The following is a 26,247-nucleotide window of genomic DNA, read 5'->3' on the forward strand; positions in this document are numbered from 1 at the left end:
GTTTTTTTAAACTGCTTCCGATAAAACTTAGGCAATCTCTATCTATAATATACTAAATGTTAATTTATGTAAGTATTTTTACTGTAAATTACGATAGATAAAATCGAGCGTATTACCAGCGGTGCTTGCCCCAGTTTTCAGGGTTAGCCCAGTAATCAGCATTGAGCCAATTCGGCAGTTGTTTGTAGTCATATAGATTAAATTGCCAAAGCGTCGCAGTAACGGTTGATGAGGTAATAGATTGAATGTCATCAATATTTAGAGATGGCTCATTCAATATATCAAATGGCGTAAAGCCGTAAGGTTTCAAATTTATTGAGCTATCTAAAGCAATAAGTAAATGCGCGGCATACAGGTCACGGTAGCGCATCAGTAGCGGCACATAGTGTTGAGTCAGCTCTGCTGACAAGGTAGGCAGCCAAAAGCAAGCAAGCTCATAACGATCAGGTACGTGTTGTTTAGCAAGATCCGATAACGTTGATAAGTGTCGTGCATTCAGCTTCGCTTCAGTGTTCTCATTAGTAGATGTAGTATCGTCAAGTTGTGCTTGTAGTGCTAATAAGTCCGCATTGTTATGTGTTACCCATAATGCCTCATTATTATCTTTATTATGATCAGATGACTGTTCTGTCTGAGTCGTCAATGAGGGTAGTAGTGCCTCAACATACTCTATAAGCAAAGGTAGGGTAATGTCTGCGCGTTTCACCGTATTTTTTGTCATATAATAGGCCGTTAGTTAAATGATTGGTCATCAGTACGACTATTAAATCATTTTCAACGACATTATCCAATTGATAACGTATGTTTCATATTTAAATCATCTTGAACCGACGATATCTTACTTTGCATACTTGAAATTTGGCGATTTAGGTCAATCTAGCTATAAGCTTGATGAGAAAATCAATTTAGTAATAAAAGTTAGCTTAATCACTACGAAGCTTTGTCTATGTGCTTAGCTTACTATGCGCTTAGCTGATTAGTTAGCCTAGAGACTAAGTCTTTATTTGCACTAGTGCCTTTTGCAAATAGTGAAATCATATTACTCATTACTTATCCCCAGTAAAAATAACTTATAACCAAATCACTGATAATAATAGGACACCATATGTCTACTGCTGAAACTGATGCACAAATCATTAATCCTGAAATGCCAGATGTGCCGCCACATGCGCCAAGTAAGATTAACTTAAAAGACTATACCAAACCAAGTTTTGATGTCGATACGGTACATTTAGATATTAAGCTGTTTGAAGACTACGCGCAGGTAGACAGTACGCTTGAGATGGTACGCCAAACGGCAGGGGATATTGTCTTATTTGGTGAGTCATTAGAGCTGCTAACGATTACGATGAATGGTAAGACGCTGAGCACTGAGGATTATCAGCAAGAAGCGGGTAAGCTGACGATTCATAATGCTCCTGAGCGAGCTACTTTAGATATTCAAGTACGTATCTGTCCGCAGACCAATACGACGCTTGAAGGCTTATACATGGCCGGTAGTAGTGACGATACTATGTTTGTCACTCAATGTGAGCCAGAGGGTTTCCGTAAAATTACTTTTTATCCCGATCGCCCTGATGTGTTGGCGATATTTACCACGCGACTTGAAGCAGATAAGCGTTATCCGACGTTATTGGCGAATGGTAACTTAGTCGAAGCAGGCGAAGTGGCCGACGCGCCAGACCGTCATTATGCCATCTGGCACGATCCAACCAATAAGCCAAGCTATCTATTTGCCTGTGTGGTTGCTGATTTAGATGTATTGACAGACTCTTATACGACCAGCGAAGGTCGAGAAGTATTGCTTGAGTTGTACGCCAAGTCTGCTGATATCGATAAATGCGATGTCGGTATGCAAGCTTTGAAAGATGCGATGAAATGGGATGAGGTCAATTATGGACGAGCCTACGATTTAGATCGCTACATGATTGTGGCGGTCAGCCAATTCAATATGGGTGCAATGGAAAATAAGGGTTTGAATATTTTTAACACCGCTTGTGTGTTATCTAGCCCTGAAACAACTACCGATGCCCGTAGTTTTAGCGTAAAAGCCATTATTGCTCATGAGTATTTTCATAACTGGACAGGTAACCGTATTACTTGCCGTGATTGGTTTCAGCTGTGCTTGAAAGAAGGCTTTACCGTTTACCGCGATCAGTCATTTTCAGCAGATCAACAGTCAAGTGCGGTGCAGCGTATTGATGACGTAGCGACTTTGCGCGCGCATCAGTTTAGCGAAGATGCAGGCCCATTAGCGCATCCAGTACGTCCTGAGAGCTTCGTTGAGATTAATAATTTTTATACAACGACTGTCTATGAGAAAGGCGCTGAAATTGTGCGTATGATTGCCAATACGTTAGGGCCAGATGATTTCCGCAAAGGAACAGATGAGTACTTCCGTCGCTATGATGGACAAGCAGTAACGGTTGAGGACTTTTTATCAGCGCTGAGTATCACTGATGACAAAATCGAGAATTTCATTGATTGGTATCGTCAGCCTGGTACGCCAGTGGTATCGGGTTCTCAAACCTATGATAGCGCAGCACAGACGCTGACCATCACTTTGAATCAGCAGACACGCCATGTCAAAGGCTTTGATGCGCCAAAACCATTGCCGATACCTGTAGCAACGGCATTATTTGACAAAGACTCAGGCGCTATCGTCGCTGAACGTATGTTATTGCTTGACGAGGCGACGCAAACGTTTGTCTTTGAAAATGTCGCAAGCGAGCCTGTTGTGTCATTACTGCGTGACTTTAGCGCGCCAGTACAGCTCAATTATGACTATCAAGATGCAGACTTAGCATTTTTGCTTAAGCATGAAACCAATGGGTTTAACCGCTGGCAAGTAACTCAAATGCTGGTAAATCGTATTTTGCTGCAAGGCCAAGGTACGAAGAGCAGCCCTGATGTATACCTAGAAGCATTAGCGCAGATACTGCCTGTCTTAGCAGCTGATGATGCGATGCTAGCGGCACGATTGCTTGATATTCCATCAGCGCAAGAGTTGGCTTCTGCTATTTCTAAAGACTACGATCCAGTGTTGGTTAAAGAGCAGCGTGATGGGCTATACAAGCAAGTGGCTGATAAGTTAAAAGGCCAATGGGCTGAGCTGTACAATAATCTGCCAATGCAGTCTTATGAGGATAGCGCTGAAGCTCGAGGCATTCGTGCGCTGCGTAATGTCGTACTCGATATGGCATTGACGGCGAATGTAGATGATGCAGCAGACTGGGCACAGCAGCAGTATGACAATGCGAGCTGTATGACTGAGCGCTTTGGTGCATTGAAGGCCATGGTCAATCATCAGCTGGTAGATGCAGATAAGTACTTAGCAGACTTCTATGATCGTTTCCAAGCAAATGATCTGGTTGTCGATTTGTGGTTCAGTGTACAAGCTGCCGCTGATGATGTGACGCCTGATATGGTTAAGTCGCTACTGACGCATACGGACTTTGATTGGAATACCCCTAACCGTGTCCGTTCAGTTATCAGTGCTTTTAGCTCACAACCGACGGTACTTTGGACGGCAGAAGGTCTAGAGATGTATACAGGCGTGATTCAAAAATTAGATGATGCCAATCCTGTGTTAGCGTCACGCTTATTGCAAGTACTAGCCCGCTGGAATACGTTGGCTGAGCCTCGTCGTCAAATAGCGCATGAGCAGCTGGTTGATTTACAAAAGAATGTCTCATCTAAGCATGTGCTCGAAAGCTTAGAGAGCGTGTTAGGTGCTGCAAATAGTTAATTAAGAGCAGTGCAATATGCATTGAAATGCAATATTAATGTTATAAAAATACTAATGTAAAAATAAGGCTAGCTCTGACCAATTAACGAAACATGTATCGTTGTTGGTCATTGCTAACCAAGTTTTAGAATAGAGTGTTTCTTATAGAATATTCATAAATAAAAAGCCCCTTTCGTATTAGTGCGAAAGGGGCTTTTTATTGTTTGCTCGACGATAATTTATTGTGGATAGCTATTAGCGATTTGGTAGCACATCTTTTACCATATCACGTAATTCGCGTAATGCTATGACGGTGCTATCCCAATCTAGACAACCATCGGTGATCGATTTGCCATACTCAAGCTGGCTTAGATCAGCAGTCAATTTTTGATTGCCGCCTTTTAAGTGGCTCTCAATCATCATACCGATAATTGATTTATTGCCATTTTGAATTTGTTCAGCAACGTTTTTGATAACCATCGGTTGTAGGTAAGGGTCTTTACCTGAGTTAGCATGACTTGAGTCAATCATAATCTTGCTATTGGTCTTGCCTTTTGCCAGCTCATTTTCAACTTGAGCTACCGCAGTTTCATCATAGTTAGGTTTACCGTTACCACCGCGAAGTACCACGTGCGCGTAAGGGTTACCTTTAGATTTGATGATAGAGACTTTACCATCTGATGATAGACCTAAGAAGCTATGACCTTCTTTAACCGCTTGCATGGCATTTACAGCAACCGTCATACCACCATCAGTACCGTTCTTAAAGCCAACTGGGCATGATAAACCAGAGCTCATTTCGCGATGCGTTTGGCTCTCAGTGGTACGTGCACCAATGGCTGACCAGCTGATTAGATCCTGGATGTACTGCGGTGTATTTGGATCAAGTGCTTCAGTCGCGCAAGGTAGACCTTTTTCATTCAAATCAAGTAGCAGTTTACGAGCCGTGCGCAAGCCTTTTTCTATATCAAAGCTGTCATTCATGTCAGGGTCGTTGATCATGCCTTTCCAACCAACCGTCGTACGAGGTTTTTCAAAATAAACACGCATGACCACAAATACACTGTCTTCGATTTCTTTTGCCAATACGGCTAAACGATCGGCATATTCGTGAGCGGCTTTGATATCGTGAATAGAGCAGGGGCCAATGACCACAAACAAACGCTTGTCTTTACCGTCCAAGATATCTTGAATAGTATTACGACCTTTTAGTACGGTGTTATACGCGTCGTCTGACAAAGGCAGCTCGGCTTTTAGCTCGGCGGGAGTAATCAAAGGAATAAATTTTTCAATATTCACGTCGTCAATATCTGCATTATGGGTAACTGATGTTGTCATGGTTATATATCGTCTAGCTGATTTATAGGAACATTCATTATGCGGACAAAAGTGTTGGTTGACAAGGGTAGTCGAGCAGTTAATTGACTGATAACTGGAATGAGAAAACTAAAACTTAGTTATACTTATAGAGACTTAGCATGATATTTGACGTTCTAAATGCACGTTTAGCATTTGGTTTTTCTATCTATTAATAAGAGTTGGTTGAGTTTTTGATGCATAACGCTCAGATTTTATGCGTGAATTTCGCTATTTGTATCATCGTCAAGTATGATAGCAACATTAGCGATGGGTGGCCCAAACTGTGGCATTAAAACAGTACGGATGAGTGTGCACATTATCCGTGAGGTCATATCGCTGATTTATTACGTTATATTTTATAATAACGGTTTATTTTATTTTGTGTATTTCTAATATCGAGAGCTTGTCATGACAGATTCTGCTACGTCTCATCACCATACTGACCTCATTCATCAAGCCGAGACGGATTCTCAAGTAGCAAAGATAAATGCTACGCCGCTAGTGATAGGCATCGTCGCAGGTGAGGTATCTGGCGACAGCTTAGGCGCAGATTTTATGCGGCAAATGAATAATCTACGTGATGATATTGTCTGGGTAGGCGTAGGCGGTACGAAGATGCATGCGCAAGGGCTACAGAGTATTTTCCCATTAGAGCGTTTGGCAGTGATGGGTCTGGTTGAGGTAATGTCGCAGCTACCAGATTTGCTTAAAGCGCGCCGCGAGCTATTGAGCGCATTTAAGGCTGCTAATATTGATTGGTTCGTTGGTATTGATGCACCTGATTTCAATTTACGCGTGTCCAAAAAACTAAAGCCCCAAGGCGTGTTCTGTGTGCAGTACGTCAGTCCTTCTATCTGGGCGTGGCGCGAGTCGCGTATCCATAATATTAAAGCGGCGACCAATTTGGTGCTATGTCTATTCCCGTTTGAGTTGCCAGTTTATGAGCGACATAACCATCCAGCGATCTGTGTGGGTCATCCATTACTACGAACCATTGATCAGAACCTGATCGATACACCAATCAATCAACGTCGTAGTGAGTTGGTCTGGGACAATGATGGATTACAGCAGTTTTTTATTGAACGTTTCGATGATGTGAGTCAGCTTATTTGTGTGATGCCAGGCTCTAGGCGCGGTGAAATTACAGCTATTCTGCCATTGATGCTTGATGGCATCCAAAAGTTAATCCTGTTAGATCCTAAGCTGTGCTTCATCATTCCAACGGTCGATCAAAACCATCAATATATCGTACAAGAAGTGATCGACCAACGCTCAGAACAGCTACGTGAAGCAATTGTGGTGGTCTATGATGATACCCAGCCGGAATTTAGCCAACATGCCATGGCGGCATCAGATATCGTGATGCTGGCATCTGGGACAGCAACGCTGGAGGCAATGTTGCTTGAACGGCCGATGGTAGTAGTATATCAATTAAATCAGCTGACTTACCAAATAGCCAAGCGTCTGGTAAAAGTGCCATATGTGGCATTGCCTAATATATTGGCTAATGCACCGATTGTGCCTGAGCTGATTCAAGAGCAAGCGAGCGGTGACAATATCTGCCGCACCGTAATGCGATTGCTGCAACCACGCGCTTATGCCGAGCAATTACACGACTTACTAGTGACAAAGCAGTCGCTACAACAGCAAAGTAACCATGAGCCTGCAAACAGCGTGATTGAACAGTGGTTTATCCAAAATACCGATACTATTAATCCTAATTAAACAAGAAAGACCTTCTAATATTATGCATATTCAACACAGTACAGAAAGCTCAGCTCAAATAATTGACATTAATATTGAGCATATTGACGTCAAAGGACAATATATTCAGTTAGCAGCGCCCATACGTTTATATGGGCAAATGAATACCGCTGAGTTACTTACTCAATATCTGACTAATGATAACCAAGAGGCGGAGCAATCAATACTACAAATCGGCGTTGATGAAGCAGGGCGCGGCCCGCTACTAGGCAGCGTCAATGTGGCGGCGGCAATATTACCTGCGACTTGGTCAGGGCTCATTGAGGAACAACCGCTCAAAGACACACCGTTGTCGATACTGACCGACTCCAAACAACTGAGTGAAAAAAAGCGCGATATCCTTTATCCATTGGTTCAGCAGCATGTTATCGGTTATATCATCGCTGATATACCAGCAGCAGTGATCGATCAAGTGAACATCTTGCAAGCAACGATGCTTGGTATGCGCTTGTGTACTGAATCATTGCTAGAAGTGATTTTTGAAAAATTCTCGACTACTAGAAATGATAAAAGCACGTCGCTCAATCAATTAAAGATCGAAGTACTGTTTGATGGAAATCGTTGCCCTGACTTGAACTATGATAGCTTTAAACATTTAGAGGGAGCGCCATTGGCGATTGATTGCCAAGCATGGGTAAAAGGCGATGCGCGTCATACTAGTATTGCAGCGGCCAGTATATTAGCAAAAGTAAGTCGTGATGAGACGATGTATGCACTGGATATTCAGTATCCGGAATATGGTATTGCCAAACACAAAGGCTATCCAACGCGTGCGCACATGGAGGCGATTGAAAAATATGGCGTCTTGCCAACGCATAGACGTAGTTTTGCGCCAGTGAGAAAAATGCTAGAAACTTAATAATACTGGACTTATAATCAGTCTTCGAAATAGCCTAAGCGAAAAGTCATATTGTAATATGAGAGTAAAAAATTTATACTCATGAATGTAATTTCTTTAAAAACAATGAGCAAGGTTTTATAAATTTAAATACAGCACGTTTTTAATATCAAAGGCTATTAAATCAATAGCTAAGTTCTAATATTTATTTTTACTATAAGTGACACACAAATATTACTACTTTATAGGATGAGAGATGATAGCCAACACTTCCCAAAAAAGCCTTGCTGCAGTGCTATTTTTGACTCTATTTCTGACTGGTTGTGGTGGAAGTAGTGAGTCTGAAGGAAGTGATCCATCTGTGGATGGTTTAAATGGCTCGAAAAGTGATGAGAAAGTTAAGCTAACAACGTCAGAACCAATCACCTCAGCACCGATTATAGCAACACCTATTGATCAAAGTGACAAACCAAGCAGTGGTACTCCTGACACTGACAGTAGTGTACCAGCTGATAACAATACACAAGCAGCATTAAGTGCGAATGATCAGTTTAGTTTGGCAAGAAGCAGTTGTGGCCTAAATGGTCTATCCGTTGATACAGGGCTAGACGATATTGCCGTTAAGCACGCGAACTACATAAAATATGTATTTACCAATAGCTCGCCAACCAGCTTTAACGCGCATTTTGAAAATGAAATCAGCGATATTGCTAGTGTGACAGGTTCTAATAATCCTTTTTTCAGTGGGTTAGATCTGGCAGATCGATTGATCAATGCAGACTATGGCAACTCTCAATATAGTGTCACTGAAAACATTGCCCAGTCTGTCTATTACAGTTCGGCAGGCAATTTTTTGAGTACAGAAGCCGTGGCAAGTTCTATGGCAAAATCGTTGTTGTCAGCGCCTTATCATTTACGCTCTTTAATGTTGCCAACCTCAGGAGTAGTAGGAACAGGAGTGGTTACCTATACGCCTAGTGGTAAAAATGCTGCTAACAATAAAGGCTATGTTTTGGTAAGTAATGCTGCAGGGACAAAAACCACGACAAATAAAACACTTGAAGGCGTTTTTACGTATCCATGTCAAGATGTGACAGGGACAGTCACTGCACTTTATAACGAAACCCCAAATCCTGTCAGAGGCTCTGGGCGCAATTTGCGTACTGATCCTATCGGACAGCCGGTTTATATCAACATGCCATCCGCCGATAAAGTTAAAGTGAGTAACGTTAAATTCAGAGATGTGCAGCGCAATATAGATGTGCCGATTCAACTGCTTGATTCTGACAATGATCCGTACAAAGGTACGAATTATGCACTACCAACGAATGAAGCATTTATTTTGCCACTAACGGATGCGCTCAAAAGCTGTGAATCAGGTAGTAATAAAGGTGGTAATTGTGGACTTTATGGTAATAGCAAATATAAGGTCAGCTTTGATATTTTGGTTGACGATAAAACATTAGAGCAGCAGTCATTTACGTTTACTACTGGTAAGGTAAATTACTAATAAGTATTTAATACCCTCTAAAGATTTGTCGTAAAAAAGAAGGTCTGAACCAGTGATATGATTCAGACCTTCTTTTTGTGTAATAACTTTAATTATCTTCATACAATACTAGGAATGTGGCTTAAAACGATGAATTAGGCTGTTTTAAAAAGTTCTTTTCATCTTCGGTTGAGTCGCGATTTAGTACCTCATTTCGATGTGGGTATCGCCCGAATTGATCAATAATTTGTTTGTGACGATGTTCAAAGTCTAATGTGTTTGCATCATCTAATTGTTCAAATAGCGGTAGATAACGCTTATGAATCATGGCCGACTCGGAGTGCATAAACGGTATGATAATAAACCTACGCCATTGCATCGGTAGGGTGTCAAAATAAGGCTGTTGAATGGCTTCTTGGGCGAGTGCTAATGCCATACCGTCTTGTGCAAATGCACTTGCTTGTCCGCGACATAAATTGCGTGAAAACTGATCTAGCACAATAATTTCTGCCAAGCGTCCTGCCAATGCCGTTATCGAGCTATTACCATCCAATGAAGACTCTGCGATACGCCAAGTGACACATTCGCCTTGTTTCGCTGCATGCCAAATGCCGCCAAACTTATCCTGTATCTGCTTATCAAAACGATCGTTTTGTTCAAACCAGTATGCTTCATTGTTTTTATCAAACCAAAAATCTAACACGGCACGCGCATCAGGATCTAGGTAAGTCAAATCTATGTTTTTCGGATCCAATTGTGATGAATGGGATCGACTGGCTGAGGTGGAATAATCGGTTGAGAGTGCCATAAGATATTCTAATTATGATGAATTTAGTCTACTATAGCGCAAATATTTATATCTGTCTGTCAAGATACCAACAGCAGAGTGTCTATTAGGTAATCTATTATGAATGCAAAAAATCTAGAGAATTCTACTAACGCGTCATTGCCACCAACGCCTTACTATGTGCTTGATGAAGCGGCCATCGTTGACAATATGAAAATCATCGCTCGGCTATGTGAGCTGTCTGGCGCAAAGGCATTATTAGCACTAAAATGCTTTGCCACATGGGGTGTTTTTGATGTGATGCAGCCTTATCTGCATGGTACGACTTCATCTTCACTTAACGAAGTGAGATTGGGGTATGAAACTTTTGGCAACAATGACGATGCTAATAGCCAAGGCAAAAAAGAGACTCATGCCTATAGCGTGGCCTATAGTGCCGATGAGATGCCTGAAGTATTAAAATACGCTGATAAGATCATCTTTAACTCAATCTCGCAGTTCAATGCTTTTGGGACGCAAGCACGTTCGAAAAACATTCCTGTAGGACTACGACTTAACCCGAAAACCAGCAACTCGTCTTTTATCATTGCGGATCCTGCGCGTCCATTTAGTCGTTTGGGCGAGCATGATAAAGACAAAATTGCAGCGGTGCTTGGCGACATTACGGGCGTCATGATTCACAACAACTGTGAGAACGACAGTTTTGAGGATTTTAGCGAAAGTTTGGCTGATATCGAAGTACGATTCGGTGATATTTTGCAGCAGCTTGAGTGGGTCAGTTTGGGCGGCGGTATTCATTTCATCGCTCCTAACTATCCACTAGAGAAGCTGGCTGAACGCTTAAAATCGTTTAGCGAAACTTATGGTGTGCAAGTCTACCTTGAGCCAGGTGAGGCGAGCATTCATGGCGCGGGTACATTGGTGACCACCGTTTTAGACACCATGCACAATGAAAAAAGTCTTGCCGTGGTTGATTCCTCTATCGAGGCGCATATGCTTGATTTGCTGATTTATCGTGAGTCAGCACCCATTGCCGCTATCAACAATACAGCGGTGGATATCGCTCCTATTGGCCATTCAGTGATTGAGACGTCAGAACCGACGCTCGAAACCGGTACAGACAGTACGCTTATTTATGGCCGTTCTTGCCTAGCAGGAGATATCTTTGGTGAGTATGATTTGCCAAGTGATTTACAGATAGGCGATCAGATTGCCTTTGGTAATGCCGCAGGTTATACGATGGTTAAGAAAAACTGGTTCAATGGTGTCAACATGCCTGCCATTGTTATTCGTCGCCTTGATGGATCGATTGATGTGCAGCGCGAGTTTGACTATCAGGATTACAAAGCCAGTCTATCTTAGTGTTTGGCTTTTAGTACTATGCTATTGTTGCTTGATTATTAACTTTAAGCATTCTAAAACAACAGCTTAGTCTAAATGGTCGAGTATTTTTGTGTTTCTGTTTTTCATAGATTTTTTTACCGATAACACGATAAAATTGTTATAATCGCGTCGGGCAAATACTAGAGTGGTATTTGCCCGACGGGTGCGTGGGTTTTCCTCGGTCTTCCTTTTTAATTCACGCATATCATTCACTCGTTTCTGTTTTGCATAGCCACAATCAATGGTATCGACAGGGACACAAAGGAGGATTGTTCATTGAACACAAACCAACCAGTTAAGCCCAACAAAAAAGACGTACTCATCATCGGAGCAGGCGGTGTCGCTCAAGTGGTCGCGCATAAATGTGCGATGCATAATGATGTGCTTGGTGAGATTCATATCGCCTCACGTACCAAAGACAAATGCGATGATATCGCGCAAAGCGTAAAAGAAAAAGACAGCTTTAAGCAAGCTGCGGTCTTGCACACGCATCAAGTCGATGCGATGGACAGCCAAGCGCTGGTGCAATTGATCAAAGAAATAGAGATTCAGATCGTCATTAATGTCGGCTCGGCATTTATCAATATGACGGTATTAGAAGCCTGTATTGAGACAGGTGTTGCTTATATTGACACGGCGATTCATGAAGATCCACGCAAGATATGTGAGACGCCGCCATGGTACAACAACTATGAATGGCAACGTAAAGAGCGCTGTGCAGACAACAATGTCACTGCCATTTTAGGTGCAGGGTTCGATCCTGGTATGGTCAATGCTTATGCGCGTCTTGGCTATGACATGATGGATGCAGGTTCAGTTACTGATATTGATATCATTGATATCAATGCAGGTAGCCACGGCAAATACTTTGCGACCAACTTTGACCCAGAGATTAACTTCCGTGAGTTCACCGGTACCGTTTACTCTTGGCAGGATAGCAAGTGGCAGTCTAACAAAATGTTTGAAGTCAAACGCACTGATGACTTGCCAGTGGTTGGCGTGCAAAACAGTTATCTGAGTGGTCATGATGAAGTTCATTCATTGTCAGCCAACTTAGATGTGCCAAACATTCGCTTTTGGATGGGCTTTGGTGAGCATTACATCAATGTATTTACTGTGCTTCAAAGCTTAGGATTGCTATCTGAGCAGCCAGTGATGACTGCTGAAGGTCAAGAAGTTGTGCCACTTAAAGTGGTCAAAGCAGTACTACCAGACCCAAGCTCGCTTGCACCGAACTATACAGGCAAGACCTGTATTGGTGATAAAGTCAAAGGCAAGATCAACGATGTTGATAGCGAAGTCTTTATCTATAACGTCTCAGATCACAAAGACGCTTATAACGAAGTTGGTAGCCAAGGTATCTCTTATACCGCAGGTGTACCACCTGTTGCTGCTGCGATACTGGTCGCGACTGGCGAATGGGATGCAGGCAAGATGGTCAACGTCGAAGAGCTAGATGCTAAGCCATTTATCAATCTATTGAACAAGATTGGTTTGCCAACGCGTATCAAAGATAGCGAAGGTGACAGAGCGCTTGAGTTTGATATTTAGTTAGTCATTATATCTATTCTAAAAGCCCATCTGACTTTAATTGAGTCAGGTGGGTTTTTTATTTTATAAAGGAAAAATAAATTGTCATTGTCTATTTAATTATACAGAATAAATTATCAAACGATAATGATTTTCAATATCATCTATATTAAAAATAAGGTAGTATTTCACTTTTGTATCATTCGCTAGACATTCTGTAAAGGTAGAAATTAGATGTTTGTCAGTGAATAAATGAGGGAGTAGTGAATGAGATACATACGATTTCTTCCTAAGAAGAAATGGGCCATAGCAGGCTTTACCTTTTTATTATATTCGGCGTCATTTCCTGCATTTGGTTCGGAGGCAACGATGCTAACGATTGAAAGTCCCTTGAAAGGCGATTTAAATCATTCCAACAGGGAAAACGCTGATATCAAGCCACAGCATAAGTCATTAGATTTTAGCGTTCCTTGCGATACAGGCGATTATCTAACCGGATATGTTGAGAGTGATAGAAGTATGATGACGCTAGATGTTATCGATGCCACAGGAAAAGTATCGCGCCGTTTGATTGATAATAAAAGTGGCAAACAACACTTCTATTCAGTAGCCGAAAACTGTGCAGAGACCTGGCGACTGTCTGGCTCAGGTGCTTATCAGATAGTGCTCGAACAACGTGTTAGTTTAGCAGAGCAAGATTTAAAAGGTTCTTTAGGAAATTCTCTAGACAGTTCTGACACGTTACTCAGCCCCAGAGTATCGGCATTACTTGAGTCATTGCAGAAAGGGCAGAGTACAGATCGCTTTTGGGCGGAAGTGGAAGTATTAGGTACACCGCTGATTGAAGACACAGCTTTGGGCACTGTGATGACGTTTTTAGCGCGAGGAGACTATCGCAATGTCAAGTTAATGGGTGGCCCGTCCACCAATCATGATGCATTGCAACGATTGGTAGACTCTGATACATGGTACAAAAGCTTTATTGTGCCAAACAACACGCACTTATCCTATCAGATTGCTCCCAATACCCCTGAGCCACCTCTGTCTGAGTTTGCTCGTAGAGTCGCCATAAAAGCCGTGGCTCAAGCCGATCCTTATAATCACCATTCATGGCCACGTTCAGCCACTGATAAGTACACAACCAAATCTACTATTACGTTAAAAGACGCACCAAATAGGCGTTGGATAAAAAGACAGGCAGAGGTTCCCAAAGGAGAGTTGTCTACCTTTAAATTTACCAATAGTACATTGGACAATACTCGCGATATCACCATTTACTCCCCAACTGTTAATAACAACAAGGAGAATAGTAAAGATGATGCGGTGCTGTTATATATCTTTGATGCGGAAGCCTATATTGATACGGTTGGATTGCCCACGATTTTAGATAATTTGATTGCAGAAGGTAAGGTTCCACCAGTGACAGCGGTGTTTATTAGCAATCCTGATAATGATGCCCGTGCACGTGAATTACCTGCCAACCCAATGTTTGCAGATGTATTGGCCAATGAGTTAGTACCACAAATAAATAAACGATTGCCAGTAGCGATACCAACGGATAGAACGGTCATTGCAGGGTCAAGTTATGGCGGTTTAGCAGCGACGACTATCGCACTACGTCACCCCGACATATTTGGCAATGTTATCTCTATGTCTGGGTCTTACTGGTGGCATCCAAAAGATCAGACAGCAGAAGATAAACACTTCGTAGCGTCTGAGGTAATAAAAATGGATAAGGCACCCGTTCGTTTCTTTTTGAGCGCAGGCGTGTTTGAAACGGCTCGTGGTAAAAGTGGTAGCAACGGTATATTGGGAACCAATCGTCATCTGCGAGACGTTTTATTGGCAAAAAGGTACGATACACATTATCAAGAGTATGCTGCAGGACATGATTACTTTGCTTGGCGAGGAATCATAGGAGATGGTTTGGTATCGCTTTTTCCATCTAAGGAAAAGAAGTAATATCTCTTTTATTTAAACTAGCGCTAATGTTTAGCCTTTTACTACTAAATAAAATGATAGTGACTGAGTATTCATACTCTAACTTCTAATTTTCTATATAAAGTATTTTTTTAAAACCAACCTGCTAACAAGTAGCAAGTTGGTTTTAAATCGATTGTCATTAATTAGGATTATATTCTCTTAACGCCGCAATACGGTCATCAAGCGTGGGGTGTGAGCGGAATAAGTTGGCAATACTAAAGCCTTGAGTTTGCCCAGACGAGATTGCAAACGCTTTCATACTCTCAGGCATTTGATCTGGTCGCTGTGCAGAAGGACGCAACGCATCAAGCGCACTGATCATTTTTTCGCGACTGGCAAGTTTTGCGCCCATTTGATCCGCACGGAATTCACGTAAGCGTGAGAACCACATCACGATGGCAGACGCCAAAAACCCAAGCAAAATATCCATCACAATACTGGTGATAAAGTAACCGATACCTGGGCGATCACTGGTGTTTTTGAACACAGTACGGTCCACGAAACTACCGACAATACGTGCAAAGAACATTACAAACGCATTGACCACGCCTTGGATAAGGGCAAGGGTTACCATATCACCGTTAGCCACATGACCAATCTCATGCGCCAATACCGCTTCGACTTCATCTTGATTCATATTCTGTAGTAGACCAGACGATACTGCCACTAGCGCTTTATTTTTATTCCAGCCAGTCGCAAAGGCATTTGGCTGCGAGTTATTAAAAATACCAACCTCAGGCATACCGATATTTACGGCTCGTGCTTGTTTGGCTACGGTATCGACTAGCCATTGCTCAGTAGCGGTGCGTGGAGATTCTATCACCACCGTACCAGTGGATCTTTTAGCCATCCATTTTGATATAAATAGCGACACCATCGAGCCGACCATACCGTAGATACCACACATAACGGCAAGGCTAATGTAGTTAAGACCACCTGCGCTGTGCACGCCGCCAATCCCAAAAAACCTCGATAAAATACCAAACACAATGCTAAATACCACAATCACTGCTAAGTTGGTTAATAAAAATAATCCAATACGCATCATGATGCTAACTTCCTATTTACAATGTCGGTATGGCCTCGATAGACGGTTATCTAAGAGGTTTGTTTGTTATGATAGATTGTACTGTGATTTTAACTGTCATGTCAGAAAAAATAGCTTTTTATAAGTGGTGACAGAGATAGGGTGATTATTTTGGGGAATGCCGTACAATACATGGCTGGTCTTAGCAGGTTAGAAAAGTAGTAGATGAGGAGTAGTGATTTTTGACAGAATTAAAGACGGTTGGGCTATTTGCGCTTACTGCATTGGCTGAGATTGCAGGATGTTATCTGCCTTATCTGTGGCTGCGAGAAGGCAAGTCAATCTGGCTGCTGATACCTGGTACGCTGAGCTTAGTCGCGTTTGTTTGGCTGCTGTCATTACACCCAACTGCTGCGGGCAGGGTCTATGCTGCATATGGTGGCGTTTATATATGTATGGCGATTTTATGGTTGTGGACGGTCAATGGTATACGGCCAACTATGTGGGACATAGTGGGTTCAGTAGTTGCACTATTAGGAATGGCGATTATTATGTTTGCACCGCGCGGAGCTTAATTAAAGACAGTACTTAGCTAAAAGCCAATGACGAATCAAAAAATACCAATCAAACGGTTAGGTCAGATTGGCATATTGATGTATTGATTATTAATGTTTACCTAAAATACTACCATTGTCGTCTTTCTTAGCTTGTTTGGCAGCTTTCTTTTCTTTAGCAGTCAAAAGGGGCTTTTTCTTAACGTTCTTCTTACTATCTTGACCTTTGCTCATAATCGTTTCCTTTTTTACAGCACACTACTCTTGACGCCAAGTTAAGCGCATTCAAGACAGGGTGAATACAGCTAACATAGCTGCTTACTGAATAGAGTATAGGCTTAAGCTTTAGTAATAGATAGCGCTCGCACAATTCGTCTACGATTCAATTATCATTCAAATCCTCTATTGTTTTCGCTAAGTGTTCTTTATGCAGAATGACGAGCAACTCCAATAAGGTTAGTCCTAGTCTATCAATTGATTCGTTCAATCAATCATTGTATTAATAAGTGCTTACTTACGGATACATGGCGATTTGCTATAATGAGTCATAAACCGATTTATAAACGCGGCAAACTCTTATTTATTAACATTTAGCACCATAGTGCTTACTGTTTTGGTCAAATTATTATGCGTATTCGTAAACTGTTCAAATTTGAAAATGCTCACATCGTTCGTAACTGTAGTTCTGAGCGTTGTAAGCACTCGATTCATGGCCACAGCTATCAGATCGAGCTGATCCTTGAGGCCACTCGTTTAGACCATGGGCAAATGGTTTATGATTTTGGTCTGCTAAAATCTTCAATCAAAGACATTATAGATAGCTTTGATCATGCCATTTGTTTTTGGAACAAAGATGATCCTGAGTATGTTGCAGCGTGTAAGAAATTCAGCGCACGTTGGATTAGCTTGCCAGTTTCACCATCAGCAGAGCAGTTTTCACGAGTGATATTCTTTTGGGCACAAGAAATACTACGTCAGACACAAATGCAAAATGGTGAAGCGGATGTCAGCGTGTACTCAGTGATTGCCCACGAGACGGCGACAGGGTATGCGCAGTGTTTTGCTGATGATGTTGCAAACGATCAAATGGGTAAGCTGGTCTTAGAAGATTTTGAATTCAGTGAGCAGGTTCGTGCTGAGTGGACTGACTCTGAGCTGTATGCCAAGCTGATTCGCGGTGAAAGCTTTACCAATCCAACTGTGACCATGCAGGTACAGACAGAGCAGGTACAAACAGAGCAAGCACAGGCAGGTTCAGACTGATGCACACTGATGAATCTATAAAAGACGACACATACTCGCAAACATTGATACTGAACTCTGAGCAAGATACTCAATCATTGGCGCAGCAATTAGCTGATCTGCCATTGACAGGCAGTGTGTGGCTGGCAGGTGACTTGGGTGCAGGCAAAACCACGTTGACTCGTTATTGGCTGCAAGCGCTTGGTCATATAGGTGCAGTAAAAAGCCCAACGTATACCTTGGTTGAGCCTTACAGTATTCAGAAAAGTGATGGCTCGATTAAGCCAGTTTATCATGCAGATCTGTATCGTTTGCAAGATCCAGAAGAACTGTCTTTCATTGGGTTTGATGAATATCTGGATGAGCCAAATGCTCTGGTCATTATCGAATGGGCTAGCCGCGCTGATAGCTATCTTCCGCCGCCCACGTTATTCATCGATATGACTCAAAGTGTCAGTGATGATAACGACACTGAAACTCGCCAAGTGCAGTTGAGGTTGTCAAAGGCAGGTCAAGCGCAAGGTTTGGATTTATCACAACTTAGCATCTAAATGAATATCTAAATTATACCAATCGCTACTTTCCAAAAATATGACATCTATCAATGCCAGATAATTATCCTAATACCCGCATCAAAAAACTATCGCCGTTGCTGATCAATCAATTAGCAGCAGGTGAAGTGGTGACACGTCCAGCAGCAGTGGTCAAAGAGCTGCTGGAAAATGCCATCGATGCTGGCGCGACCAATATTGAAGTGCGCATCACTCAAGGCGGTATGGGCCTGATTGAGGTAGTAGATAATGGGGTGGGCATTCATCCTGATGATATGGTCATGGCCATCACTCGTCATGCGACCAGTAAGGTTGCTGACGTTGCTAATTTACATGGTATTACGACGTTGGGTTTTCGCGGTGAGGCGTTAGCGGCTATGGCTGCTGTCTCGCGTTTGACCTTAACCAGTAGTCATGATGAGAGTGGTATTGGCCGTCAATTACAGGTCGCTGGCGTATTAGATGACATACCGAAACTGTTGCCAGTTGTGCATAACCGCGGTACCACGATTGTCGTAAAAGATTTGTATTTCAATGTGCCTGCCCGCCGTGGCAACCTAAAATCTATTGCTACTGAATTCGGTCATATCGAAACCATCGTTCGAGAAGTCGCACTGGCGCGTGCCGATATTGCTTTGACACTTTACCATGACAATAAACAGCGGCTATCATTATCTGCAAGTGCTACGAGTATTAGTGGTAACAATGACAGTCGTTTGCCACTACCGCGGTTGGAACAAGCGACTGGTATGGCATTGACAGATAATGCATTAGCAATATCGATAGATTTGTCGAGTCTGATACAGTCGTCTGTAGAGTATGATAGTAGCAATGCTAATCAAGCAGCGATTAGTGGTTGGTTATGGCCATTGCATTATGAAAAATCTGACTTACCAAAGCTGATTTATGTAAATGGCAGACTAGTAAAGGAAGCGCTGATTAGCAATCAAATACGTCAACTGGCACAAGGTGCGCAGCTAGTAGGTATGGGGTATGCACTGTATTTTGATTTGCCAACCCAATGGTTAAATATCAATGTACATCCATCTAAACAACGTATCAAAATCAGTCCATTGAATAATATTATGGCGCACTTAGGTCATACAGTTCGTACGCAGTTGAAAACGATTAATGTAGCTAAGTTTGGGTCTGAGTCTGCATTTAAATCTGTACCGAAGCCAGAAACTGACAGCCAATACATATCTGAAGAATTATCAAACGAAGATGCTTCTGAAAGTCGTTTGTCTGAAATGCTCATCTCAAGTAGTCAGTCTAGCAATAACCCAAGGCAGCATAATAAAGTAGAATCTAATAAGCAGTCTTATCAGTCTACTGCAAACCAATCACTTTCATATAATCCTTCATTGCAAGAGTCAGCGCGATCTTATATCAATGAACGATCAGACCAAAGTAACAATAGTAACAACAGCACGTCACATTATTCTGATGGAGCAGCTACCTCTGCATCTTTACCAATTTGCTTAGATATCATTAACGATGTAGAAGCTGTTGACATGGACTTAAACACAGATGATAAAAAGCTACCTTGGTTATTATTTTATCACCAAGGGCAGTGTGCACTGATAAGTGCTAAAGACTGGCAGTTTAAAGTAAGCCAGTTGTTCGAATCACTTACCTCTAGTCAGCAAGTATTCAAAAAAGATAGATTGCCAAGCAGTGCTACTGAGATTAATCAGCAACTTATTAGTGTCAATACGCAAATGTCTGCGCAAGATTCAATAGTTTTTGCAAATGATCTTACTGAAATAATCATGAACAATGCTATTAAAGCGATAGACAGTCACCTCTTAGTAAAGCTAATGCTATCCTGAATATCTGAAAATAATTACAACATCTTAAAGCAATTAAACCAATCGATATCTGAGTTATACATATATTATGAAAGGCCACTTTATGCAACATTCGTCTGATAGCCTACCTCACAAGCTGGCGGATAATAGCGTGGTTTGTCTTATGGCACCAACTGCTAGCGGCAAGACATCACTGGCATACGAGCTATACGATACAGGTCGTTTTGAATTAATTTCTGTGGACTCAGCGCTGATATATCGTGACATGAACATTGGCACAGCCAAGCCAACAGCGATTGAGCTGGCGCGTTATCCACATCATTTGGTCGATATCATCGATCCTACGCAAAGCTATAGCGTGGCGGAGTTTGTCAGTGACGTTGCTCGTCTTATTGACGAATGTCACAGAAATGGCAAGATACCATTATTAGTAGGTGGCACCATGATGTATTACATGGCGCTACTCGATGGATTGTCTCCTGTGCCTGATAGCGATGACAGCGTACGGGCGCGCGTAGAGCAGTGGCGTCAAGAGGAAGGTATTAGCGCTCTATATGATTATTTGGGGAGTATAGACCCTATAAGTCATGAGCGCTTGAATGCTACTGATACTCAGCGTATCACGCGAGCAATTGAAGTCTATCTACAAACACATATTCCAATAAGTGACTGGCAGCGCAAGCCAAAGCAAGCATTGGCACATAATCCGAATCAGCAGTGGCACGCGCTATCGGTAATGCCAGATCGTCCATGGCTACATGATCGTATCGAACAACGTCTAGACATAATGTGGAATGAAGGGCTAGTGGCTGAAGTCATAGACTTACTAAAAAAGTATCCGCTCACGCCTAATATGCCTTCGATGCGCTGTGTGGGTTACAGGCAAGTACTAGAATACTTGGTGCATATTGATCATCCGATATTTAATGAGGCTCATCTAGATAAAGCTCAATTTTATGAAGCTTTTGGAAAGCATACAGCTGTCAACGGAGAAAAAGAAATCTCAGATAATGTTGCTCATTCAGCTGCTCAACCAAACATGGCTAACCAAGAGACCGAGGCGCTTGCTTGTCAGGAAATGCAAAATAAGGCATTATATGCTACAAGACAGCTAGCAAAACGTCAGTACACGTGGCTGAGAAAGGTAATGCAACTGCCCAGTGCATCATCGAATGGGACAGTAGAGTTTGAGAGCGGGGCTGATGCTAGCAGTCGTATGATATTACAAACGTTTGAAACCATGGTCGAAGCACGGGAGTACTTGTCTTAAAGTGCGATGATAGCTAACACAATTAGTTTCAAAAATTGACATAGATAGCTGTTATAATTTGGCTCAGTGCGTTGAGCATTGTTATGATGTCTTTTTTATGAACTTTTGTAGACAGAAATTATTAACGAAACAACCAGTTACTTAATTATTTACAATAATAACGTATTCGCGATAAAGTGGAATCACTTAAGAGCAACGAATATTTATTTAGATACGTTTTATAAAGAAAACACCTTATTGTATCTACCTTTTAGCCATTATAATTAAATTAACACTTAAAATAATTGGCACTCAAAACATAACTATATAATATTTAGGAGAGATTTCATGTCAAAAGGACAAACTTTACAAGATCCGTTCTTGAACTCGCTGCGCAAAGATCGCATTCCTGTCTCTATTTTTTTGGTAAATGGTATTAAATTACAAGGCCAAATTGAATCATTTGATCAATATGTTGTTCTCCTAAAAAACACAGTGAGCCAAATGGTATATAAACATGCCATCTCAACAGTCGTGCCAGCGCGTAACCCGCGTAGTAGTACGACGACAGGTACAAGTGCTCAGCCTCAGAGCGCAGCACCGACTGGATATCAAGGCGGTGGTTTTGAACGTGGTAGTAACCCTGCTGCTGGCGGCTTTGAAGAGCGCGGATTCGCATCGAGTCGCAGTGGATTCAATCGTGGTGGTTTTAGCCAAGGTCAGGATCGTGGTTTTGAACGCGGTAGCTTTGGACAAGGTCAAGAGCGCGGCTTCGAGCGTGGTGGCTTCGGTCAAGATCGTGGCTTTGATGCCACGGTAGATAACACCGGCTTTGAAGATAAGCCAAACGACGGTTCTAATGATAGCAATAGCTAACGTATTGAATTAATCGAGCGTGTTGTCTGAAAAAACATTAAGACATGATTTATTCGTTTAAAACCTGCTAATAATAGTGGGTTTTTTTTGTATAGATAGCAGCAAGCTCTTTTATTCCGTATGCAGCACTATATTAGTGTAGATTTTGTAGACTATTACTAATATGAAACATAGTGTAGTAAAATAGCGTATTGATTCATTATAAAAATAGAGCGGATTCATGAGTGATACCAAAAACAACTTAACCCATGAGCAATTTATTACCACTGCTATCGAGGCCATTAACACAGAGATATCTGCGTTAGCACTACTAACAGAGCAGATTGACGACAGATTTGCCCAAGCATGTGACATCATCCTGACTTGTAAGGGTCGAGTGGTAGTTACAGGCATGGGTAAGTCAGGGCTGATTGGACGCAAGATTGCAGCGACCTTTGCCTCAACTGGTACGCCTGCTTTTTTTATGCATCCTGGTGAAGCGGGGCATGGTGATTTGGGGATGCTTGTGAAAGGTGATGTGCTGCTTGCTATTTCAAACTCAGGTGAGTCAGATGAAATCAAGATGCTACTGCCAGTTGTTAAACATCTAAATATCCCTCTTATCAGTATCAGTCGTGATAAGCGCGGTATGCTACCACGAGCAGCTGACATTGTATTAACGCTTGGTCAGTCGCAGGAGGCTTGTCCACTTAATCTAGCGCCTACCTCCAGTACGACGGCTACTTTAGCGCTCGGAGATGCGTTAGCGGTTGCTTTAGTACATGCACGTAATTTTACTTCTGAAGATTTTGCATTATCGCATCCTGCTGGTGCCTTGGGTCGTCAGCTATTGACGCGTGTCGAAGATTTGATGCATACCAATTCAGAAGACTTGCCTTTGATTCATCAGCAGGCCCCATTGCAACAAGCTTTGTTTACCATGTCTGCCGGACGATTGGGCATGACCGTAGTGACTGATGATAACAATAAGGTCGTCGGTGTGTTCACAGATGGTGACTTACGCCGAGGGTTAGAAAAAGGCATCGATCTACAAACGCCAATGCATGAAGTGATGGTCAGCAATCCACGCCATATTAGTAAAACGATGCGTGCGTCAGATGCGCTAAGTGTTATGAATGAAAGTGGTATTAGCCAGTTATTGATCATTGATAATGAAGATCGTTTAGAAGCTATTATTACCGTGCATGATTTGCTACAAGCTGGGGTCAAATAAGGTTTGTGAGTTGCCGTTGAAATAGTTAAGCTATATAGAATAACGCTTCGAAAATAAATATTAAAAAGAGACAAATAATGCAGGACTTGATACAGAAAGCCGGACAAGTAAAACTATTGGTCATGGATGTCGATGGTATTTTATCCAATGGTCAAATCATCTATGATGCCAATGGTGTTGAGATCAAAGCGTTCTCAGTACATGATGGTGTGGGTGTTAAGTCTTTAGCCCGTTACGGTATTTTGACAGCCATTATTACCGGTCGTAGTAGTGCAATGGTGAATAAGCGCGCAGCAGAAATGGGCGTCAACCATGTGGTTCAAGGCCGTGATGATAAATTAATCGCATTAAACGAGCTGCTATCGTCTTTAGATCCTGCCCTGAATATCACTGCTGCCGACTGTGCCTATATGGGCGATGATTTACCGGATATCAAAGCAATGCAAACAGTAGGATTCGCGGCAACCGTACCTAACGCGCATGCTGAAGTTATCAAGCGCAGTGACATGGTAACGACTCGTGCTGGCGGTACTGGTGCAGTGCGCGAGATATGTGACCTTATTTTAAAAGGTCATGGACATTATCAAGACTTTATCGCGCATTACACGCTTGATGAGGCGCAAACTCAGGATAACCAGTCGTGAATACACGTGTCTTAATTGTATTAGCCTTAATTATTGCCGGTATCGCGGGTTGGTTTTTTCAGCAGCAAGGCGACGTAACGCCGCCAGTCAATATTGAAACGACAGATGTCGATTATGAAGCCACCGATATCAAAGCCGTTCAGACGAATGAGCAAGGCGAAACCGAATACGAGCTTACCGCTGAGTCTTTGACGCATAATCCTGAGACCAATCAGGATGAAATGTCAGGTATTACCATGAATTGGGAACCATCTGCAGAGCAACGTTATCGTATTCAAGCGGGCAGTGCAGCCATCAGTCAACAGACAGGGGAGCTTAGTTTATCAGGTGGATTTACACTGGTGAGCGAAGGTAATAAGAGTACTCCTGATATCGAACCGATAAAAGTGACTGGTAGTACGCTAAAAGGTAATACGAAGTCAGGCAAAGTATACAGTGACGCGCCTGTGAAAATCGAACAAGGCATGAATCGATTTGAAGCCTCTAGTATGACTGCCAATCTTGAGACAGGTGAGTATGAATTTGGTCAAGTGGCTGTTGCCTTTTCTCCATCTGAACGCCAAGATAAAGCATTATTTTAGTCAAAGTCTTTCTATTTACCGTATCAAAAAATAGCAGCTAGCATAAAGTTTGCAAATCCTACCACCTATTATGAAATGAGTTATTTATATGAAACTTAAATTTTTGCCTACTTTACGCGCATCATCACTCTGCTTGCACAAATTGCGCGCACTGCCAATGGTGATGTTATTGGCGCTACCGCTATATAGTCATGCATTGCCATCAGATTCTAATCAGCAGATCAAATTGCTAGCAGATAAGGCCACTTATAGTGAGCGTACCGGCGTGACCAGTTATGCAGGTAATGTCATTATTACTCAAGGTACGTTTAAGATGACGGCCGACAACATCACGGTCAATCTATCTCAGCAGCGTAGCATTAACTCAGCGGTAGCAACTGGCCGTCCAGCGACTATGCAGCAAGTAGTCACGCAAGAAAAGGGCTTGGCAAAAGGGCAGGCTAATAAAATTGACTACAACGCAGTGTCTGGGATTATTACGCTAACTGGCAATGCAAAGCTGGTTCAGAATGGTGCAAGCTTCGCTGGTAACGTCATTCGTTATAGCCTAAAAGCAGGTGATGTTGAAGCGACTGCTGGCGGCAATCAGCGCGTTGAACTGGTATTCCCGCCTAACAATGGTACAAACCAAAGTGGCGTACGTTAATCCAAATAAACAGGCTATGAGTAAATAAGTCTGCCTTTAGCAATGCTTAAATTTTGTGAAAGTAAGAGTAAGTTATGAGCGATGATAAAAATCTAGACCTATCGGCATCAAATACCAATACGGCGCCTGTCGCTCGATTGACTATGCAAAATTTAGGCAAGCGCTATGGAAAGCGTTGGGTAGTCAAAGACGTTTCATTTTCTGTCGAACAGGGTCAAGTCGTCGGACTGTTGGGGCCTAACGGTGCTGGTAAAACGACAAGCTTTTATATGGTGGTGGGACTGGTCAATATGGATAAGGGCCGCGTTACGCTAGGTAAAATGGATTTATCTAAATACGCAATGCACGAGCGTGCGCGTGCGGGTATCGGTTATCTACCGCAAGAGGCGTCAATCTTTCGTAAATTGTCTATCGAAGATAATATCTTAGCTATCCTACAGACTCGTACAGAATTAAGTAAAGCTGAACAACAGCAAGAACTTGAAAAGTTGATTGGCGAGTTCCATTTAGAACATGTGCGCAAGTCTCAGGGTATGAGCGTGTCAGGCGGTGAGCGTCGTCGCTGTGAGATTGCGCGAGCATTGGCCGCTGATCCTAAGTTTATCTTATTGGATGAGCCTTTTGCAGGGGTAGATCCTATCTCTGTCGGTGATATTAAAGACGTTATTTTGACGTTAAAAAATCGTGGCATTGGCGTTTTAATCACCGATCATAATGTTCGAGATACACTGGCTATTTGTGAAAAGGCTTATATTGTATCAGAAGGCGCTATCATTGCAGAAGGCACTTCGGCTGAAGTGTTAGAAAATGATTTAGTAAAATCTGTTTATCTAGGTAAAGACTTTCAAGTATAAGTGAGAGCGTTAAATTCCTTATCTCATACTCTATTTTATATAGTGCGCTCAAAACAAAAAGGTGCCGTTAAAGTAGCATTATCTGGTATGGATTTTCCTTACTTCCTATTCATTTTGTTTTCCAAATGCTGTGTAAAAT

Annotated in this window: 23 protein-coding genes; 18 read left to right on the top strand and 5 right to left on the bottom strand. The window is 42.2% G+C overall.

Annotated elements, in window-relative coordinates; translation table 11 throughout:
• Nucleotides 1–112 precede the first annotated feature (112 nt).
• The gene (locus ACQKCG_RS04950; RefSeq protein ID WP_101205055.1) at nucleotides 113–721 is read right to left on the bottom strand and encodes a DUF6231 family protein; all 609 of its coding nucleotides are present in this window, start codon (nucleotides 719–721) and stop codon (nucleotides 113–115) included.
• Nucleotides 722–1,147: 426 nt separating this feature from the next.
• Between ACQKCG_RS04950 and pepN the strand changes: the two genes are divergently transcribed.
• Nucleotides 1,148–3,748 (top strand): aminopeptidase N, encoded by a 2,601-nt coding sequence (gene pepN / locus ACQKCG_RS04955; RefSeq protein ID WP_259358612.1) that lies wholly within the window; start codon nucleotides 1,148–1,150, stop codon nucleotides 3,746–3,748.
• Between the two features lie 234 nt (nucleotides 3,749–3,982).
• On the opposite strand, the gene ACQKCG_RS04960 is transcribed toward pepN, so the two are convergent.
• Nucleotides 3,983–5,065, bottom strand: coding sequence for a 3-deoxy-7-phosphoheptulonate synthase (locus ACQKCG_RS04960; RefSeq protein WP_101205053.1), 1,083 nt, complete (start codon nucleotides 5,063–5,065; stop codon nucleotides 3,983–3,985).
• A 429-nt stretch (nucleotides 5,066–5,494) separates the two neighbouring features.
• Here ACQKCG_RS04960 and lpxB point away from each other — a divergent pair, with 429 nt between their 5' ends.
• The 3 genes from lpxB (at nucleotide 5,495) to ACQKCG_RS04975 (ending at nucleotide 9,198) form a co-directional block, all read left to right on the top strand.
• Nucleotides 5,495–6,811: a lipid-A-disaccharide synthase gene (gene lpxB, locus ACQKCG_RS04965; protein WP_101205052.1), complete on the top strand. Its 1,317-nt coding sequence runs from the start codon at nucleotides 5,495–5,497 to the stop codon at nucleotides 6,809–6,811.
• Nucleotides 6,812–6,833: 22 nt separating this feature from the next.
• Nucleotides 6,834–7,709, top strand: a complete 876-nt coding sequence (locus tag ACQKCG_RS04970) for a ribonuclease HII (RefSeq protein WP_101205051.1) — start codon at nucleotides 6,834–6,836, stop codon at nucleotides 7,707–7,709.
• Nucleotides 7,710–7,944: 235 nt separating this feature from the next.
• Nucleotides 7,945–9,198: a CAP domain-containing protein gene (locus tag ACQKCG_RS04975; protein ID WP_101205050.1), complete on the top strand. Its 1,254-nt coding sequence runs from the start codon at nucleotides 7,945–7,947 to the stop codon at nucleotides 9,196–9,198.
• A gap of 121 nt (nucleotides 9,199–9,319) precedes the next feature.
• Here ACQKCG_RS04975 and ACQKCG_RS04980 read toward each other — a convergent pair whose 3' ends face one another.
• Nucleotides 9,320–9,985 carry a DUF924 family protein gene (locus ACQKCG_RS04980; RefSeq protein WP_101205049.1) on the bottom strand — a complete coding sequence of 222 codons (666 nt, stop codon included), beginning with the start codon at nucleotides 9,983–9,985 and terminating at the stop codon, nucleotides 9,320–9,322.
• Between the two features lie 99 nt (nucleotides 9,986–10,084).
• On the opposite strand from ACQKCG_RS04980, the gene ACQKCG_RS04985 reads away from it, so the two are divergent.
• From ACQKCG_RS04985 to ACQKCG_RS04995, 3 genes are all read left to right on the top strand, one after another.
• A complete protein-coding gene (locus ACQKCG_RS04985; RefSeq protein WP_101205048.1) occupies nucleotides 10,085–11,326 on the top strand; it encodes a carboxynorspermidine decarboxylase in 1,242 nt (413 codons plus the stop codon).
• A 297-nt stretch (nucleotides 11,327–11,623) separates the two neighbouring features.
• Nucleotides 11,624–12,898, top strand: a complete 1,275-nt coding sequence (locus ACQKCG_RS04990; protein ID WP_101205047.1) for a saccharopine dehydrogenase family protein — start codon at nucleotides 11,624–11,626, stop codon at nucleotides 12,896–12,898.
• A gap of 246 nt (nucleotides 12,899–13,144) precedes the next feature.
• Nucleotides 13,145–14,839 (top strand): alpha/beta hydrolase-fold protein, encoded by a 1,695-nt coding sequence (locus tag ACQKCG_RS04995; RefSeq protein ID WP_101205046.1) that lies wholly within the window; start codon nucleotides 13,145–13,147, stop codon nucleotides 14,837–14,839.
• Between the two features lie 160 nt (nucleotides 14,840–14,999).
• Here the strand turns inward: ACQKCG_RS04995 and htpX are convergent, their stop codons facing one another.
• Complete coding sequence (gene htpX / locus ACQKCG_RS05000) at nucleotides 15,000–15,908, bottom strand: protease HtpX (protein WP_101205045.1); 909 nt, start codon at nucleotides 15,906–15,908, stop codon at nucleotides 15,000–15,002.
• A 221-nt stretch (nucleotides 15,909–16,129) separates the two neighbouring features.
• On the opposite strand from htpX, the gene ACQKCG_RS05005 reads away from it, so the two are divergent.
• Nucleotides 16,130–16,462 (top strand): YnfA family protein, encoded by a 333-nt coding sequence (locus tag ACQKCG_RS05005; RefSeq protein ID WP_101205044.1) that lies wholly within the window; start codon nucleotides 16,130–16,132, stop codon nucleotides 16,460–16,462.
• 90 nt (nucleotides 16,463–16,552) lie between these two features.
• Here ACQKCG_RS05005 and ACQKCG_RS05010 read toward each other — a convergent pair whose 3' ends face one another.
• Nucleotides 16,553–16,675, bottom strand: a complete 123-nt coding sequence (locus ACQKCG_RS05010) for a hypothetical protein (protein ID WP_021815223.1) — start codon at nucleotides 16,673–16,675, stop codon at nucleotides 16,553–16,555.
• Nucleotides 16,676–17,068: 393 nt separating this feature from the next.
• Here ACQKCG_RS05010 and ACQKCG_RS05015 point away from each other — a divergent pair, with 393 nt between their 5' ends.
• The 10 genes from ACQKCG_RS05015 (at nucleotide 17,069) to lptB (ending at nucleotide 26,108) form a co-directional block, all read left to right on the top strand.
• Nucleotides 17,069–17,704: a 6-pyruvoyl trahydropterin synthase family protein gene (locus ACQKCG_RS05015; RefSeq protein ID WP_101205043.1), complete on the top strand. Its 636-nt coding sequence runs from the start codon at nucleotides 17,069–17,071 to the stop codon at nucleotides 17,702–17,704.
• Nucleotides 17,704–18,234, top strand: a complete 531-nt coding sequence (gene tsaE, locus ACQKCG_RS05020) for a tRNA (adenosine(37)-N6)-threonylcarbamoyltransferase complex ATPase subunit type 1 TsaE (RefSeq protein ID WP_101205042.1) — start codon at nucleotides 17,704–17,706, stop codon at nucleotides 18,232–18,234. Before ACQKCG_RS05015 ends, tsaE begins: the two co-directional genes overlap by 1 nt.
• 53 nt (nucleotides 18,235–18,287) lie before the next feature.
• The gene (mutL, locus tag ACQKCG_RS05025; RefSeq protein WP_101205041.1) at nucleotides 18,288–20,066 is read left to right on the top strand and encodes a DNA mismatch repair endonuclease MutL; all 1,779 of its coding nucleotides are present in this window, start codon (nucleotides 18,288–18,290) and stop codon (nucleotides 20,064–20,066) included.
• Nucleotides 20,067–20,148: 82 nt separating this feature from the next.
• Nucleotides 20,149–21,315: a tRNA (adenosine(37)-N6)-dimethylallyltransferase MiaA gene (gene miaA / locus ACQKCG_RS05030; protein ID WP_101205040.1), complete on the top strand. Its 1,167-nt coding sequence runs from the start codon at nucleotides 20,149–20,151 to the stop codon at nucleotides 21,313–21,315.
• Between the two features lie 327 nt (nucleotides 21,316–21,642).
• Nucleotides 21,643–22,170 (top strand): RNA chaperone Hfq, encoded by a 528-nt coding sequence (gene hfq, locus ACQKCG_RS05035; protein WP_101205039.1) that lies wholly within the window; start codon nucleotides 21,643–21,645, stop codon nucleotides 22,168–22,170.
• Between the two features lie 220 nt (nucleotides 22,171–22,390).
• Nucleotides 22,391–23,383: a KpsF/GutQ family sugar-phosphate isomerase gene (locus tag ACQKCG_RS05040; protein WP_101205038.1), complete on the top strand. Its 993-nt coding sequence runs from the start codon at nucleotides 22,391–22,393 to the stop codon at nucleotides 23,381–23,383.
• 77 nt (nucleotides 23,384–23,460) lie between these two features.
• Nucleotides 23,461–24,027 (top strand): KdsC family phosphatase, encoded by a 567-nt coding sequence (locus ACQKCG_RS05045; protein WP_101205037.1) that lies wholly within the window; start codon nucleotides 23,461–23,463, stop codon nucleotides 24,025–24,027.
• Nucleotides 24,024–24,608, top strand: coding sequence for an LPS export ABC transporter periplasmic protein LptC (gene lptC / locus ACQKCG_RS05050; protein ID WP_057760443.1), 585 nt, complete (start codon nucleotides 24,024–24,026; stop codon nucleotides 24,606–24,608). The genes ACQKCG_RS05045 and lptC overlap by 4 nt, the downstream gene beginning before the upstream one ends.
• A gap of 88 nt (nucleotides 24,609–24,696) precedes the next feature.
• Nucleotides 24,697–25,254 carry a lipopolysaccharide transport periplasmic protein LptA gene (lptA, locus tag ACQKCG_RS05055; RefSeq protein WP_057760441.1) on the top strand — a complete coding sequence of 186 codons (558 nt, stop codon included), beginning with the start codon at nucleotides 24,697–24,699 and terminating at the stop codon, nucleotides 25,252–25,254.
• A gap of 143 nt (nucleotides 25,255–25,397) precedes the next feature.
• On the top strand, nucleotides 25,398–26,108 hold the full coding sequence (gene lptB / locus ACQKCG_RS05060) for an LPS export ABC transporter ATP-binding protein (protein WP_379544987.1): 711 nt from the start codon (nucleotides 25,398–25,400) through the stop codon (nucleotides 26,106–26,108).
• Nucleotides 26,109–26,247 lie beyond the last annotated feature (139 nt).

It is taken from the genome of Psychrobacter sp. NPDC078929 (genome assembly GCF_050267985.1).
In the GTDB taxonomy this organism is placed as follows: domain Bacteria; phylum Pseudomonadota; class Gammaproteobacteria; order Pseudomonadales; family Moraxellaceae; genus Psychrobacter.